Here is a 15029-nt window from a genome sequence, read left to right on the forward strand (position 1 = left end):
TGGAAAGAGGGGCCGGTTCGTTTGAGAACCAGCCCCTCCACGCCAACGGATGAGTCTCCGCGGCTATAAAGACCTAGGCGATGAGCCCAGCGCCCTGCGTGCGCGCCGTGGCGAAGCGTGACTGGACGTTGGCCCAGTCGACGACGTTCCACCACGCGCTGACGTAGTCCGCCTTCACGTTGCGGTACTGAAGGTAGAACGCGTGCTCCCACATGTCGAGCATGAGCAGCGGGATGACGCCGATGGGCAGGTTGCCCTGCTGGTCGTACAGCTGGACAATGATCAGCTTCTCGCCGAGGGTGTCCCACGCGAGAATCGACCAGCCAGAGCCCTGGATGGTCATGGCGGTGGTCGTGAAGTGTCCGCGGAAGCCCTCGAAGGATCCGAAGTGCTCGTCGATGGCGGCCGCGAGGTCGCCCACGGGCTTGTCCCCGCCATCGGGAGACATGTTGGTCCAGAAGATCGAGTGGTTGATGTGGCCACCGAGGTTGAACGCGAGGTTCTTCTCGAGCATCGGCACGGTCGCGAAGTTCTCGGAATCGCGGGCCTCTGCCATCTTCTCGAGGGCGGTGTTGGCTCCAGCGACGTAGGCCGCGTGGTGCTTGCTGTGGTGCAACTCCATGATTTCGCCCGCGACGTGGGGATCGAGTGCGCCGTAGTCATAGGAAAGATCTGGAAGGCTGTAGTCGCCCATTGAATCTCCTTAGGTCGTGCCCAGCCGGTTCGACTGGAGCTTTTCTGGGAACCCCTCGAGCCTATCCCCGCGGCACCAAAATCGCTTGGCGCACCGCGGGAGATCTGCTGACTCTTCGGGGTCTTACCTGGTCAAACGCAAAATGCCCGCCCAAGATTCCCTGGACGGGCACTTTGCTTTGAATAGGTCTAGTGGTGGTGCTTTGCCTCTTCGAGCTCGGCGGGCGTCACGGGCGACACCCGCTCCTCGTAGTAGAAGCGCGACAGTCGGTGCTTGAAGCGGTCGAACTTGTGGCCCTTGCGCTGCACCCCGCGGTGGTTCTCCGACGGTGCAACCACGCTCGGCTTGATGTCGTCGTAGGACACTCGGATCCAGAAGGCCTGGTCGTCGAGCGGCTCGTGGACCTCGATGTACTCGCCGTCGTCGTGGCGGACAATTCTGCCAGTCTCGTTGCCGTGCAGGACCAACTCCCGGTCCTTGCGTTGCAACCCAAGACAGAACCTCTTGGTCACCATGAACGCAACCACAGGCAAGATGAAGATCGCGTACCTGAAGAAGATGGTCAGGTCGTTGAGCGACAGGTGGAACAGGGTGGCGACGATGTCGTTTGAGCCCTCGAGGACGAGGATCACGTAGAACGTGATGACGGCAACGCCTATGCCCGTACGGACGGGCGCGTTGCGTGGTCGGTCGAGCACGTGCTTCTCGCCGCGGTCGCCGGTGGCCCAGGACTCAATCCACGGGTAGAGCGCCATAAATCCGAACAGCAGCGCCGGCATGATGAGGCCCGGGATCAACAGGTTCCAGGAGAGCGTGTAGCCGCCGATGACCCACTCCGTCGGAATGACGCCAAAGAGCTCACCGGGCATGAGGCGCAGGGCGCCGTCAACAAACAGAATGTACCAGTCGGGCTGGGTGCCTGCGGAAACGGGGGAGGGGTCGTAAGGACCGTAGTTCCACACCGGGTTGATGGTGAAGAACGCCGCCATGAACGCGATGACACCGAAGACGACGAAGAAGAATCCGCCGGCCTTGGCCGTGTACACGGGGAACAGCGGGAGTCCCACGACGTTCTTGTGCGTGCGCCCACCACCCGGGTACTGGGTGTGCTTGTGGAGGAAGACCAGGAACAGGTGCAGAGCAATCAATCCGAGGATGATCCCGGGCACAAGCAAAATATGCGCCGTGAACATTCGGGGGATCAGCACCTCGCCGGGGAACTCCCCTCCGAACAGCCAGTACGACATGTACGTGCCGATGATAGGGATCGCCTTGAGGATGCCGTCGATAATCCGCAGTCCGTTGCCGGAGAGCACGTCGTCGGGAAGCGAGTAGCCGGTGAATCCAGCCGCGAGCGACATGATCATCAGCGTGAAGCCGACCAACCAGTTGATCTCGCGAGGCTTGCGGAATGCTCCAGTGAAGAACACGCGTGCCATGTGGATGAGGATCGACGCCGTGAACAGCAGGGCGGCCCAGTGGTGGATCTGACGCATCAGGAGACCGCCAGGGATCTCAAACGAAGTGTCCAGGGTGGACGCGAACGCCCGCGACATCTCGACACCCTGCATCGTGGGGAAGGTGCCGTCGTAGATGATGAGGTCCATGGAGGGCACAAAGAAGGCGGTGAGGAAGACGCCCGAGATGAGCAACACCACGAACGAGTACAGCGCGACCTCGCCGAGCATGAACGACCAGTGGTCGGGGAAGATCTTCCGTGCGAAGAACTTGACGAAGCCACCGATGGACGTGCGCTCGTCGACGTAGTTCGCGGTGCCGGCGGCAGCGTTATTGATCTTGGTTCCCATTAGTGGCCAGCCTCCTCAACGATCGGGGATGGGGCGGGTGTCTTGAGTCGGTCCCAGTAGCTCGGTCCAACCGGTTCGTCGAAGTCGCTTTGCGCGATGATGTAGCCCTCGTCGTCAATAGCGATGGGAAGCTGCGGCAGAGGCCTCTTGGCGGGGCCGAACACTACCTTGGCGCCGTTGGCGACGTCGAAGGTTGACTGGTGGCACGGGCACAGGAGGTGGTGCGTCTGCTGCTCGTACAGAGCGACAGGACAACCGACGTGCGTGCACACCTTCGAGAAAGCGATGATGCCGTCGAACGACCAATCCTCGCGGCCGGGCTGGAGGTTCAGGTCACGGGGGTCGAGGCGGACCATGAGCACGATGGCCTTGGCCTTCTCCTCGAGCTTGTGGTGCTCCAGTTCGTTGAGCCCCTCGGGGATCACGTGGAACGCGGAGCCGATCGTGACGTCGGAAGCCTTGATGGGCGTGCCCTCGGGGTCCCGTGCGAGGCGGGTGCCCTTCTTCCACATGGTGTGGCGCAGGGCGTTGATGTCCCAGTCGCCACCCATGTTGCCGATCTGGGGGACCAGAATCGCTAGGGGAGCGAGGAGCACCGCGGTAATCAGCGTGCCCTTAAGTAGCCCGCGTCGCGGGACGCCGTCGGCGCTCGCTCCGATTCCGGAGTCGACCACGCCGTCCTTGAGGTTCTGGATGGCGCCGGCTCGGCCCTCGTCGGACGAGCGAAGTTCGTGGCGTTCCTCAACCATCTCGTGGTCGCGCATCAGGGTCTTGGCCCAGTGAATGGCCCCGAATCCGATGCCGAACATGGCGAGCATGATGCCGATGCCGATGGTGGTGTTCACCTGCATGATCGACTCGGTGTCGTCGCTGATCTCGTTGAGGCCAAAGTAGGCCCAGATAGCGATGATCGTGCCGAGGATCGAGACGCCAAAGAGTGCCGCTACCTGGCGCTCGGCCCGCTTGGCTGCCTTGGGGTCCTTATCCGCGAGACGCGGACGGTGGTACGGCACACCCGGGTCCTCGAAGGACTCCGGTACCGAATTATCCTGCTGCTGATCTGACTGGCTCATGAAGAACGTGCTCCTACCCACACCGTGGCGCCAATAATTAGTCCGATGCCGATTAGCCAGGCCCAGAAGCCCTCTGAGACGGGGCCGAGGGCTCCGAGCTTCAGGCCTCCGGCTGACGGCTCGCGCTGCTGCTCGAGGAAGGCGATGATGTCCGTCTTACCCTGCGAGGAAATGTTGTCGTCGTTGAACACCGGCATCGACTGGGGACCGGTCAACATGGCCTCGTAAATGTGGGTCGGCGTGGTCTCCCAGAGCGAGGGCGCGAACTTGCCCTGCGTCAGCGCACCGCCATTTGCTCCGGCTCCGTGGCACATCGCGCAATTGATGCGGAAGAGCTCCATGCCCATCGCGGGATCGCCAAGCGAGCCATCGACCTGCTCAGCGGTCGGAACCGCCGGTCCCGCACCGAGCGAGGTGACGTACGCGGCCAGCAGGTCAATCTGCGGCTGGTCGAACTGAGGCATCTTGGCCTGCGCCTGCGGGCCGGACATCTGCATGGGCATGCGGCCGGTGCCGACCTGGAAGTCGACGGATGCGGCACCCACTCCTACGAGTGAGGGCGCGATGTCCTCCTGGCCCTGTGCGTCCATGCCGTGGCAGGTAGCGCAGTTGGCCGCGAAGATCTTCTCTCCCTGGACGACGTCGTCCTCGGTGACCTGGGTCGCGGCGGTAGCTGGCGAGCTAGTTGTCACTGCGGCAACGCCGGTAATGCCGGCGAGCAGCAGGAGTACCAGCATGAGGGGTGCTGCCTTGTGGTACCGCTTATTAGCGAGTGCTTTCATCATTAATCCCTACTGAACCAGGTAGATCACGGCGAACAAGGCGACCCATACGACGTCAACGAAGTGCCAGTAATAGGACACCACGATGGTGGTGGTCGCCTCGTGGTTTCCAAACTTGCGTGCGGCAAAAGAACGCCCGAGGACGAACAGCATCGCGATGAGACCGCCGAGCACGTGAATTCCGTGGAAGCCGGTCGTGATGTAGAAGGCCGAGCCGTACGCGCTGGAGGAAATTGTCATGCCCTCCGAGATCAACTCGGCGTACTCGAACACCTGGCCGCCGATGAAGACGGAGCCCATGATGAAGGTAAGCACGAACCACTCGTGCATGCCCCAGCGCTTGACCTGCCAAAGCCGGCCGGTGCGGCGACGCTGGTAGCGCTCTGCGGCGAGCACTCCCGCCTGCGCCGTAAATGAAGACAGCACCAGAATGGTGGTATTGATGGCGGCGAACTTGACGTTCAACAGTTGCGCGTCGGCTGCCCACACCTCGGGGACCTGCGCCCGCAAGGTGAAGTACATCGCGAACAACCCAGCGAAGAACATAAGTTCAGAGCTGAGCCAGACGATGGTGCCAACGGCCACCTGATTGGGCCGCGTCGCATGGATGGGTGACGGCATAGTCGTGGCTTGGGACATGACGCCCATTATTGCGTAAATAGGCGGCCTTGTGTGCCATCGACAGGCCAGGATGCCGCCGTGTCCGGGTGTCAGCGCAGTGCGATGCGTGCAAGTCGTGCCAAAATGGGCGACATGAGCGATGTGGCGAAGCACACGGATGGAGCGGTGAACCCCGCGAAGGTATCGATTCTGATTTATTCAGACGACAGGAATGTACGCGAGAAGGTGCGCTTCGCTGTGGGCTCCAAGACCCATGGGCGCCCTATTGAGTGGACCGAGTCCGCCACGCACGATGCGGTCATTGGGCTACTCGATGCCGGCCAGTACGACCTGGTGGTCCTGGACGGCGAGGCCGCAAAGTCCGGCGGCATGGGTATTTGCCGCCAGATGAAGCACGAGTACTTCGACTGCCCTCCGGTACTGCTGCTGGTGGGGCGTCCTGGTGACGCCTGGCTCGCGACTTGGGCCGAGGCAGATGCTGCGGTGGCGCACCCGCTCGACCCGTTCGTGGTCCGCGACGCCGTCGACGAGTTCTTCGCTCCCGCGTCCGTCTAGCGACGCACCGTTACGGGCGGCTCGCCGCCGTAGCCGTTCTATCTATCAGGCTGTAAATCGGGGGTTTGATCATGGCATCGTGGCGCGACATTCTTAGCCGGCTCGTGAATGGCGAGGATCTGGACACCGCTGACACTCGGTGGATCATGGATCAGATTTTGACCGGCGAGGCCACCGCGGTCCCGATGGCGGCGTTCCTTGCAGGCCTACGCGTCAAGGGTGAGACCCCCGCGGAGGTAGAGGGCCTGGTCGACGCGATGCTGGACCACGCGATCAAGATTTCGATCCCGGTGCGCTCGGTGGACCTCGTTGGTACCGGAGGTGACGGCGCCAACACGGTCAACATCACCACGATGGCGTCGATCGTGACCGCCGGCGCGGGACTCACCGTGGTTAAGCACGGCAACAAGGCCGCCTCCTCGACCACCGGCAGCTCGGACGTGCTCTCGCAACTTGGTATCAACCTCGATGCGTCTCCGGACCGAGTCGCGGAGCTCGCGACCGAGGTAGGAATCACTTTCTGCCCGGCGCCGCTGTTCCATTCTTCGATGAAGTACGTGGGTCCGATCCGGTCCGAGCTCGGGATCGCCACCACGTTCAACATTCTGGGTCCCCTCACTAACCCGGCTCAGCCCGAGTCGTCCGCCATCGGCGCGTCGAGCCGCGATCTCGCTCCCGTCATCGCGGGAGTGCTGGCGCGCAAGGGACGGGACGGACTGGTCTTCCGCGGGGGAGACGGACTCGACGAGCTCGCCGCCACCGCGCCATCGGATGTGTGGGAGGTGCGCAACGGCGAGATTGACGTGCTGACGCTCAACGCCGTGACCGAGCTGGGCTTGCCAGCCATCGACACCGCTGACCTCAAGGGCGGCGACGCTCAGTACAACGCGTCGGTGGTGCACCGTGTGATGGACGGAGACAAGGGCCCGGTGCGCGACACCGTGCTCCTCAACGCCGCTGCGGGAATCGTCGCGGACGCGACGCTGCCCGGCACGGTCGACGGGAGCTTTGCCGACCGGATGCTTGCCGCGATCGAGTTCGCGCGAGAGTCAGTGGACTCGGGCGCCGCGGCCGATGTGTTGAGCCGGTGGGCAAAAGCTAGCAACGCTTAAAGTACGTCACCGCGAGCCACGTCGAGGACGAGGTCGTGGTCGGAGTTGCGCGCGCTTACCCAGGCGTGGTGCGGGCCGGCGCTGGCGAGCGGTTGCGCCCAGTCGCCTTCCATATGGAGCAATCGCGTCCCCGGTTGCTCGAGCCAGCGGGCGATGAGCTCCTGCTCTTCGATCAGGGTTGCCGTGGCATCGGGAGCGTCTGACCACGTGGACTGCAGCGCATCGGCGGCGTCCCAGACGCCAGCGTCCGTGCGGGCGCTGGCGGTGAGGCGGCCGTGCACCACCGAGACAATCTCCCAGGCGTCGCCCGACCTGCGCGTGGCGACCAACCGCACTCGTCGTAGCGAGGCGAGGCGCTCCGTACGCATGCCGGCCTCGATGATCGAGCTCGCGGCGTCGCGGATCTCAGCTGCGCGCTCGTACTCCTGCGCCTGCGAGTGGCGCTCCACGCTTCGGGCGAGCGCGGCAATCACGGGGGAGGGGTCGTGTGAGATGGCGTCGCGAGCGGCCGCGACCGCATCGTCGTACCCGGTGTCCGCACCGGACACGCAGGGCGCGTCGCAGGCGCCGATGTCGCTAAGGATGCAGGCGCGGGACCCGGCGCGGGGCACAACGGTCAACCTGGGCGTGCACGTGCGCAGCCTTAATGAGTGTTGGAGCGCCTCGAGAGCGCGGCGAGCGTCCCCGGCGCCGCGCATGGGACCCAGCACCGTGCCCTTACCGTCCGCGGACCGGGTGATAGTGAGGCGCGGGTAGCGCTCGTCCGTCAGCGCGATCCATGTGGTGCGTTCGGGCCGGGTGGACCGCCGGTTGTACCGGGGCCGGTATTGGTCGATCATGCGCACTTCGACCACTGAGGCCTCAAGAATGGTCGCGGTCGGGTGGGACTCGACGCTGACGGCCAGCTCCAACATTTCTCGAATCTGACGGCGCTTCTCGCCTCGGGTGAAGTAGGACTTCACCCGTGCTCGGAGATTCTTGGAGGTGCCGACGTAGAGGTGTTCGCCCCGAGGGCCGCGGAAGACGTAGACGCCGGGCTTGGCCGGGACGGTGTCCGCCATGGAGGCTTTGCGTCGCAGGTGATCCGGTACGGGGTTGCGCAGGGCGTCGAGGTCCTCGCGGTGCGTGATTCCCCAGGCCGCGAGCCGCTCGAAAAGTCCGTGCAGCACCTGGGAGGTCGCGCGCGCGTCCTCCAGGGCGCGGTGGTTGGGTTCCACCGTGGAGCCGAACAGTCGGGCGAGCGTGGCGAGCTTCTTGTTTGGCGCCTCCTCCTTGGTGGTCGCCCGCCGCGCGAGTGTCAGGGTGTCGACCACCTCGTTTCCCGGCCACGGGTAGCCGTGGGCCCGGCAGGCGGCCTTGAGGAAGCCCACATCGAAGCGAGCGTTGTGGGCTACGAGCACCGCGTCTCCGAGGAACTCGAGGAACGCGGGGAGCACTGCCTCGATACGGGGCGCGGCGTAGACCATTACGTCCGTGATTCCCGTCAACGCCACTATGAATGGCGGAATCGGACCCCCGGGATCGACGAGGGTCTGAAACTCGCCCACGATCTCGCCGCCACGCGTTTTTACAGCGCCAATCTCCGTGATTGCCGAGGTCGCGGGAGACCCGCCCGTGGTCTCGAGGTCGACGACCACGAAGGTTGTGGCGGAGAGTGGCTCGCCGATGTCATCGAAGCCGGGCTGAATGGTGTCCCCAAGCTGGTCCCGCACCGGCGCTGCAATTTGACCCGGTGCGAGTGACCGAGGAATCGACGGAATTGAGCGCGGGGGTGCCATAGGACGAACTTACGTGAAGCCGCTGACATCGTTATTGCCGCAATGTCAGAGGGGGGACCTAGCGTCATTCTCATGATTATTGATTGCGACACCTGCGAGGTGCGAGACAAGGCATGCGGCGACTGTGTGGTGTCGTTCCTTACTATTCCGGTGCGTGCTGGGGCGAGTGCCCCCAGCGATACCCGCCGGTTAGTGATGGACGCTGACCAAGAGGCTGCGGTCGAGGCATTGGTCGCGGGCGGCCTCGTGCCGCCGCTGCGGCTCCTACAGGGGGCCGCGCCGCCGCCCGGCGCGAAGCCCCTAAGCGTCGTGAGGCGGCGCGCGAGTTAAGGCAGTCGCGAGGAGGAATCCGCGGCTGGCTTGTTGCGTGAGTAAACGCGCTCCACTGCATCGGCATGGTCGGTGAGTACCTGATTGCGTTTAACTTTGAGCGAGGGGGTAAGCGTGCCGCCCTCGACGGTGAAGTCATTCTCGAGAATTTCGAATTCACGGACGGACTCGGCCCGCGAGACAACTGAGTTAGCGCGCTCAACAGCCTTCGCCACGCGCGCCCGCACCTGCGGGTCGTGAGCGGCCTGGGCGACCGTCATGGGTTCCATGCCCTTGGCCTTGAGCCATCCCGGCAACGCCAGTTCGTCAAGGGTGACGAGCGCGCCAATGAACGGTCGGCCGTCGCCTATCACGATGCATTGGCTGACCAGCGGGTAGGCCCGCAGTCGGTCCTCGATCAGGGCAGGAGCGACGTTCTTGCCGCCCGCCGTGACGATGATCTCCTTCTTACGCCCGGTGATGCGCAGGTAGCCGTCTGCGTCCATCTCGCCCAGGTCGCCGGTCATGAACCAGCCGTCGTTGAACGCGGCGTCGGTGGCTTCCTGATTGTGGTGATAGCCGTCGAAGATAGTGTCGCCCCGCAGCATGATCTCGCCGTCATCGGCGATCATGCACTCCATGCCAGGAAGCGGTGGGCCAACGGTGCCGATCTTCGGCTTTATCGGCCTGTCCACGTGTGAGGCGGAATTGGTCTCAGTGAGACCGTATCCCTCGAGCACCCTGAGGCCGAGCCCGCGATAGAAGTGACCCAGGCGTTGGCCGAGCGGCGCGGAGCCGGAGACAGCCCAAGTGGCGCGGCCACCCATGATCGCGGCGATCTTGCTCAGCACGAGCTTGTTCGCTACCGTGTGCCGGCCCTTGAGCGCGAGCGACGGGCCCTTCTCCGTGTCCAGCGCCATCGAGTAGTCGATGGCCTGCTTCGCGGCCCAACGGAAGATCTTCACCTTGCCGTCCACCGCAGCCTTCTGCTCGGCGCTGGCGTAGATCTTCTCGAACACCCGCGGAACCGCGAGAACGAGGGTGGGCTTAAGGGTGCTCATCATGGGCACCAGCTGGGATGAGTCTGGGCAGTAACCGATTCGCATGCCCGAAGACAGCAGCAGGATCTGGATGAGCCGGGCCAGTGAATGCGCGAGGGTAAGGAAGAGCACCGTGCTGCCGTCTTTTTGGAAGACCACCTCGCCTGCCATTTCCTGCATGCCGCTGACCTGGCGCAGGTACGCAAAGTGCGAGAGTCGCACTCCCTTGGGCCGGCCGGTGGTTCCGGACGTGTAGACGATGGTGGCGAGGTCATGCTGAGCGGAGCCACTCTTGCGCGCCTCGAGGTCCGCGTCAGAGACGCTCGCGCCGTCCGCGACCAGCGTCGCGACGATCCCGTGGTCGATCAAGTGCACGTCGGTCAGCGGCGACTCAGCGTCAGCGGCGACGTCCTGAGCTATTGCGGCGTGCGCCTCTGTCTCGACGAACAACAGCGAGATGCTCGCATCGGACGTAATCCAGTCCACCTGGGATCGCGAGGAGGTGTCGTAAATAGGAATGGGAATGGCGCCTGCAGACCAGATGGCGAAGTCGAGCACCGCCCACTCGTAGCGGGTGCGCGCCATAATCCCCACGCTCTGCTGCGCCTGGACCCCGTTGGCTATCAGCCCTTTTGCGACGCCATCCACCAAATGACGGAATTCGCGCCCCGTCAGGTCCACCCAGGCGCCGTCCACCATGTGACTCACGAGCACTCGGTCCGCGTATCGGTCCCAGGCGGCGTTCACCTCGGCAACGATGTTTTGTGCGTATTTGGGGTTATCGGCTGTTTGCATGCTCGACTCCGGTGTCGTTGGGTGAGTATTGAAACGATACGCTTTCTTTAGATAAGCAAGTAACCGGGAGACTTAATGAGCAAGCACGCGATCGGCGTCGACATCGGTGGCACCAAAATCGCTGTCGGAGTTGTCGATGAATCAGGAGCGATTGTGGCGAAGACCCGCCGCAAGACGCAGCCGCAAGATCCGGCCAGCATCGATGCGGCGATCGCCGATGCCGTCGCGGAGCTGGCTCAGAACTATGAGTTTCACGCCGTAGGACTCGCGGCAGCGGGCTTCGTCTCCTCCGACCGCAGCCGCGTCATGTTCGCCCCCAACATTGCCTGGCGCGAGTACGCCCTCGCGGACAAGGTTTCGGCGCTGCTCAAGCGGCCCGAAATCACCGTGGTGGTGGAGAACGACGCAAACGCCGCCGGCTGGGCCGAATACAAGTACGGAGTCGCCAGAGACGTCACGAACATGGTGATGCTGACGATCGGCACGGGCCTCGGCGCCGCGCTGGTGGTCGACGGCAACCTGGTGCGCGGGCAGTACGGGTTCGGCGCCGAACTGGGGCACTTCCGAGTGGTTCCTGGTGGACACGCTTGCGGCTGCGGCCACCGCGGATGCTGGGAGCAGTACGCCTCCGGCTCGGCGTTGGTGCGCGAGGCGCGTCGTGCAGGCGTGGAGCGCCCGGTGCGCGCCGCGGCCCTGCTCGAACTCGCGGGTGGGAACGCTGCGGATATCGCCGGGCCTCACGTGACGACCGCCGCCCTAGGCGGCGACGAGTTGGGCATCGAACTGCTCGCGGAGCTGGGTTCCTGGATTGGTCAGGGGGCCGCCTCGCTGGCGGCGATCCTCGATCCGGAAATGTTCGTGGTCGGTGGCGGAGTGATCGCGGCGGGAGACTTGATGCTCGAGCCGGCACGCGCGGCCTTCGGGGAGCACTTGCCCGCGAGCGGGCACCGTCCATTTGCCAAGATCGTCGCTGCGGACATGGCGAACGATGCCGGCATCGTCGGCGCGGCCGCCTTGGCGCGCGAGGCTACAGGGGAGTAAACGGTAGCCTGAAGGCTACGAGAGGACGCGGATGTACTACGGGTTGTTTAAGCACGTGCTGTTGGGCCCTGGCCTCAAGACGTATTACCGACCCTGGGCGGTGGGTGTCGAGAACGTCCCTGCCACCGGCGGCGCGATCCTCGCATCAAACCATCTGTCCTTCTCCGACTCGGTGTTTCTCCCGCTCGTGCTCAAGCGCAAGGTCGTCTTCCTAGGCAAGGCTGAGTACTTCACCGGCAAAGGCGTCAAGGGGTACAGCACCAAGGCGTTCATGCAGGGAGTCGGCGTCATTCCTGTGTACCGCGGCGGGGGAAAGGCCTCCGAGGCCGCGTTACGTACCGGCCTGGAGGCGCTCCAGGGTGGCGACCTGCTCGGCATCTACCCCGAAGGCACGCGAAGCGCTGACGGACGCCTCTATCGAGGTAAGACCGGGATGGCGCGCATGGCCATCGAGGCTCAGGTTCCGATCATCCCCGTGGCGATGATCGACACGGATATCGCGCAGCCGATCGGCCAGCGGGTACCGTCGCGTCACCCCATTGGAGTGCGCATCGGCGCACCCATCACCCACGCGCCGTACGTCGGCAAGCAGGACGATCGCGAGGCGCTCCGGGCCTTCACCGACAGCGTGATGACCGCCATCCGCGAGCTTTCTGGCCAGGACTATGTGGATCGTGACTCCGCGCAGTACAAGCGCGAACTCGATCGCCAGAAGCGCGCCGACGGCGAATCAGCCTGATCGCGCAGAAGTAGTCAATATTCTTCGCCCTAGAATGGGCGTGAAAACACCCAGCATTGAAGTGAAAGGTATGTCATGACGGTACGCCGCGTTGCCCTGCTCACCGCCGGGGGCTTTGCCCCCTGCCTGTCGTCGGCAGTCGGCGGACTGATCGAGCGTTACACCGAGATCGCGCCAGAGGCTGAGATCATCGCCTACGAGCACGGCTACTGGGGCCTTCTGCTCGGCAAGAAGACCGTGATCGACGACGAGGTCCGCGCCAACGCCGGTATCTTGCACGAGTTCGGCGGGTCGCCCATCGGCAACTCGCGCGTCAAACTGACCAACGTCGAGGACTGCGTCAAGCGCGGACTCGTCCAGGAGGGTCAGAACCCGCTGGCGGTGGCCGCAGAACGGCTCAAGGCCGACGGCGTCGACGTGCTCCACACCATCGGCGGAGACGACACCAACACGACCGCTGCTGACCTCGCCGCGTACCTGGCGGACAACAACTACGACCTGACGGTCGTTGGCCTGCCCAAGACCATCGACAACGACGTGGTGCCTATTCGCCAGTCGCTCGGTGCCTGGACGGCCGCCGAGGAGGCCGCTGGCTTCGCGCGCAACATCATCGGCGAGCACCGCTCGGGCCCCCGCATGCTGATCGTGCACGAGGTCATGGGGCGCGCTTGTGGCTGGCTCACCGCGGCCGCGGCAAAGTCCTACCGCGAGGACCTCGCAACGAGGAAGTTCCTCCCCGGAATCGGCCTCACCAAGGAGCGGTGGGACATCCACGCCGTCTACCTGCCGGAAGCCAAGCTCGACATCGATGCCGAGGCTGCACGTTTGCGTACCGTCATGGACGAGGTAGGAAACGTCAACATCTTCATCTCCGAGGGCGCCGGCGTTCCGGAGATCATCGCCGAGATCGAAGCGTCCGGCGGCACCGTTGGTCGCGACCCGTTCGGCCACGTCAGGCTGGACACCATCAACCCCGGCGCCTGGTTCGCGGAGCAGTTCGCCGAGCGCCTCGGTGCGGAAAAGGTGATGGTCCAGAAGTCCGGGTACTACTCGCGCGCCGCGGCGGCGAACGCAGAAGACCTGCGCCTGATCAAGTCGATGACTGACCTCGCCGTCGAATGCGCGCTGCGCGGCGAGTCGGGCGTCATCGGTCACGACGAGGAGGACGGCGACCGACTGAAGGCCATCGCGTTCCCCCGGATCGCCGGCCACAAGCCCTTCGACATCACCACGCCCTGGTACACGGACCTGCTGACCGAGATCGGTCAGGCATAGTTGCTATGACCCAGACCGACCTCGAGGCCGCGGGGGTGGATTCGTTCCTCTCCTGTGAGGCCAAGCAACAGCCCATCTGGCCCGATGCCGACGCGCTGCGGCGCGCCACCGATCGCCTGCGCGAAGTGCCGCCCCTGGTATTCGCGGGGGAGGCGGACGTGCTGCGCGAGCAGTTGGCCGCCGCGGGCCGCGGTGAGGCTTTCGTGTTGCAGGGAGGCGACTGCGCGGAAATTTTCTCCGACGCGACGGCCGACCGCATCCGCAACAAGATCAAGACCATCCTGCAGATGGCGGTAGTCCTCACGTACGGAGCGTCCACGCCAATCATCAAGATTGGTCGTATGGCGGGGCAGTACGCGAAGCCCCGCTCGTCAAATGACGAGACGCGTGATGGGGTGACGCTGCCCGCTTACCGCGGCGACATCGTCAATTCCTCGGCGTTCACTCTCGAGTCGCGGACTCCTGATCCCCAGCGGCTGTTGGACGCGTACCACGTGTCTGCGGCAACGCTGAATCTGATCCGGGCGTTCACCACCGGGGGCTTCGCTGACCTGCGTAGCGTGCATTCGTGGAACCAGGGCTTCGCCGCCAACCCCGCGTACGCAAAGTACGAGCGGACCGCCTCCGAGATTGACCGCGCGGTGCGCTTCATGGCCGCCGCGGGTGGAGATTTCGATGCGCTGAAGACAGTCGAGCTGTTCTCGAGTCACGAGGCACTCTTGCTGGACTACGAGCGGGCGCTCACGCGCATCGACTCGCGCTCCGGGCTCGCGTACGACTGCTCCGCGCACTTCCTGTGGATCGGCGAGCGCACCCGTGATTTGGACGGCGCGCACGTGGAGTTCATGTCCAAGATTCACAACCCCATCGGCGTGAAGCTCGGACCCACCACCAAGCCCGCGGACGCGCTCGCACTGGCAGCGCGACTAAACCCGGACAACATTCCTGGTCGCCTCACTTTCGTGGCGCGCATGGGTGCTGACAACGTTCGCGAGGTGCTGCCCAGCCTGGTCGAGGCAGTTCGCGACGCTGGCGTAGTCGTGACCTGGATGTCGGATCCGATGCACGGCAACACGTTCACTTCCGAGTCCGGCTACAAGACCCGAAAGTTCGACACGATTCTGGACGAGGTGGCCGGGTTCTTCGAGGTCCACCGCGCCGCAGGAACCGTACCCGGCGGAATCCACGTGGAGCTCACCGGCGACGACGTCACCGAGGTGATGGGCGGGACCGAGGAGATCGACGACGAGGGTTTGGCCCGTCGCTACGAGACCAAGGTCGACCCGCGCCTGAACCACCAGCAGTCGCTCGAGATGGCATTCAAGGTGTCGGAACTGCTCTCGCAGCGCTAACCCGTATCTGTGCACCTAGCGCGGCGCTCAACCCCTCATCGGGTTGGGCGCCGTT

The 15029-nt window shown here is 64.3% G+C and carries 14 protein-coding genes; 7 read left to right on the forward strand and 7 right to left on the reverse strand.

Translation table 11 applies throughout. The features are described 5' to 3' along the window. Positions 1–73 precede the first annotated feature (73 nt). The 5 genes from ACQU6B_RS05605 to ctaE form a co-directional block, all read right to left on the reverse strand. Positions 74–694, reverse strand: coding sequence for a superoxide dismutase (locus ACQU6B_RS05605; RefSeq protein WP_430869059.1), 621 nt, complete (start codon positions 692–694; stop codon positions 74–76). A 188-nt stretch (positions 695–882) separates the two neighbouring features. Then, on the reverse strand, positions 883–2502 hold the full coding sequence (gene qcrB, locus ACQU6B_RS05610) for a cytochrome bc1 complex cytochrome b subunit (protein ID WP_430869060.1): 1620 nt from the start codon (positions 2500–2502) through the stop codon (positions 883–885). After that, positions 2502–3575, reverse strand: coding sequence for a cytochrome bc1 complex Rieske iron-sulfur subunit (gene qcrA / locus ACQU6B_RS05615; protein WP_430869061.1), 1074 nt, complete (start codon positions 3573–3575; stop codon positions 2502–2504). Before qcrA ends, qcrB begins: the two co-directional genes overlap by 1 nt. Beyond that, entirely contained in the window at positions 3572–4357 is a 786-nt protein-coding gene (gene qcrC, locus ACQU6B_RS05620; RefSeq protein WP_430869217.1) for a cytochrome bc1 complex diheme cytochrome c subunit, read from the reverse strand. The genes qcrA and qcrC overlap by 4 nt, the downstream gene beginning before the upstream one ends. 9 nt (positions 4358–4366) lie before the next feature. After that, a complete protein-coding gene (ctaE, locus tag ACQU6B_RS05625) occupies positions 4367–4996 on the reverse strand; it encodes an aa3-type cytochrome oxidase subunit III (RefSeq protein WP_430869062.1) in 630 nt (209 codons plus the stop codon). A 114-nt stretch (positions 4997–5110) separates the two neighbouring features. On the opposite strand from ctaE, the gene ACQU6B_RS05630 reads away from it, so the two are divergent. Beyond that, positions 5111–5533, forward strand: a complete 423-nt coding sequence (locus ACQU6B_RS05630; RefSeq protein ID WP_430869063.1) for a hypothetical protein — start codon at positions 5111–5113, stop codon at positions 5531–5533. A 71-nt stretch (positions 5534–5604) separates the two neighbouring features. Continuing rightward, positions 5605–6645 (forward strand): anthranilate phosphoribosyltransferase, encoded by a 1041-nt coding sequence (gene trpD / locus ACQU6B_RS05635; protein ID WP_430869064.1) that lies wholly within the window; start codon positions 5605–5607, stop codon positions 6643–6645. Here trpD and ACQU6B_RS05640 read toward each other — a convergent pair. Next, entirely contained in the window at positions 6642–8357 is a 1716-nt protein-coding gene (locus ACQU6B_RS05640) for a DEDD exonuclease domain-containing protein (protein WP_430869065.1), read from the reverse strand. The two genes, trpD and ACQU6B_RS05640, sit on opposite strands and share 4 nt — an antisense overlap. A 138-nt stretch (positions 8358–8495) precedes the next feature. On the opposite strand from ACQU6B_RS05640, the gene ACQU6B_RS05645 reads away from it, so the two are divergent. Next, positions 8496–8753, forward strand: a complete 258-nt coding sequence (locus tag ACQU6B_RS05645; protein ID WP_430869066.1) for a hypothetical protein — start codon at positions 8496–8498, stop codon at positions 8751–8753. On the opposite strand, the gene ACQU6B_RS05650 is transcribed toward ACQU6B_RS05645, so the two are convergent. Further along, positions 8750–10567, reverse strand: coding sequence for an AMP-dependent synthetase/ligase (locus tag ACQU6B_RS05650; protein WP_430869067.1), 1818 nt, complete (start codon positions 10565–10567; stop codon positions 8750–8752). The genes ACQU6B_RS05645 and ACQU6B_RS05650 overlap by 4 nt on opposite strands. Positions 10568–10642: 75 nt before the next feature. Here ACQU6B_RS05650 and ACQU6B_RS05655 point away from each other — a divergent pair, with 75 nt between their 5' ends. The 4 genes from ACQU6B_RS05655 to ACQU6B_RS05670 all read left to right on the forward strand — a co-directional run bounded on the left by ACQU6B_RS05655 (position 10643) and on the right by ACQU6B_RS05670 (position 14974). Then, positions 10643–11608 (forward strand): ROK family glucokinase, encoded by a 966-nt coding sequence (locus tag ACQU6B_RS05655; protein ID WP_430869068.1) that lies wholly within the window; start codon positions 10643–10645, stop codon positions 11606–11608. Between the two features lie 31 nt (positions 11609–11639). Next, positions 11640–12347, forward strand: coding sequence for a lysophospholipid acyltransferase family protein (locus ACQU6B_RS05660; RefSeq protein WP_430869069.1), 708 nt, complete (start codon positions 11640–11642; stop codon positions 12345–12347). 75 nt (positions 12348–12422) lie between these two features. Further along, positions 12423–13622, forward strand: coding sequence for a pyrophosphate--fructose-6-phosphate 1-phosphotransferase (locus ACQU6B_RS05665; RefSeq protein WP_430869070.1), 1200 nt, complete (start codon positions 12423–12425; stop codon positions 13620–13622). Between the two features lie 5 nt (positions 13623–13627). Then, positions 13628–14974 (forward strand): class II 3-deoxy-7-phosphoheptulonate synthase, encoded by a 1347-nt coding sequence (locus tag ACQU6B_RS05670; RefSeq protein WP_430869071.1) that lies wholly within the window; start codon positions 13628–13630, stop codon positions 14972–14974. Positions 14975–15029: the final 55 nt, after the last annotated feature.

Origin of the sequence: Demequina aurantiaca (genome assembly GCF_050598105.1) — a bacterium.
GTDB classification, from domain to species: domain Bacteria; phylum Actinomycetota; class Actinomycetes; order Actinomycetales; family Demequinaceae; genus Demequina; species Demequina aurantiaca_A.

What these genes read in the sequence shown, in the direction of transcription:
- ACQU6B_RS05605 (WP_430869059.1), bottom strand. Translation starts at nt 694, where the DNA reads ATGGGCGACTACAGCCTTCCAGATCTTTCCTATGACTACGGCGCACTC.
- qcrB (WP_430869060.1), bottom strand. Translation starts at nt 2,502, where the DNA reads ATGGGAACCAAGATCAATAACGCTGCCGCCGGCACCGCGAACTACGTC.
- qcrA (WP_430869061.1), bottom strand. Translation starts at nt 3,575, where the DNA reads ATGAGCCAGTCAGATCAGCAGCAGGATAATTCGGTACCGGAGTCCTTC.
- qcrC (WP_430869217.1), bottom strand. Translation starts at nt 4,357, where the DNA reads ATGAAAGCACTCGCTAATAAGCGGTACCACAAGGCAGCACCCCTCATG.
- ctaE (WP_430869062.1), bottom strand. Translation starts at nt 4,996, where the DNA reads ATGTCCCAAGCCACGACTATGCCGTCACCCATCCATGCGACGCGGCCC.
- ACQU6B_RS05630 (WP_430869063.1), top strand. Translation starts at nt 5,111, where the DNA reads ATGAGCGATGTGGCGAAGCACACGGATGGAGCGGTGAACCCCGCGAAG.
- trpD (WP_430869064.1), top strand. Translation starts at nt 5,605, where the DNA reads ATGGCATCGTGGCGCGACATTCTTAGCCGGCTCGTGAATGGCGAGGAT.
- ACQU6B_RS05645 (WP_430869066.1), top strand. Translation starts at nt 8,496, where the DNA reads ATGATTATTGATTGCGACACCTGCGAGGTGCGAGACAAGGCATGCGGC.
- ACQU6B_RS05650 (WP_430869067.1), bottom strand. Translation starts at nt 10,567, where the DNA reads ATGCAAACAGCCGATAACCCCAAATACGCACAAAACATCGTTGCCGAG.
- ACQU6B_RS05655 (WP_430869068.1), top strand. Translation starts at nt 10,643, where the DNA reads ATGAGCAAGCACGCGATCGGCGTCGACATCGGTGGCACCAAAATCGCT.
- ACQU6B_RS05660 (WP_430869069.1), top strand. Translation starts at nt 11,640, where the DNA reads ATGTACTACGGGTTGTTTAAGCACGTGCTGTTGGGCCCTGGCCTCAAG.
- ACQU6B_RS05665 (WP_430869070.1), top strand. Translation starts at nt 12,423, where the DNA reads ATGACGGTACGCCGCGTTGCCCTGCTCACCGCCGGGGGCTTTGCCCCC.
- ACQU6B_RS05670 (WP_430869071.1), top strand. Translation starts at nt 13,628, where the DNA reads ATGACCCAGACCGACCTCGAGGCCGCGGGGGTGGATTCGTTCCTCTCC.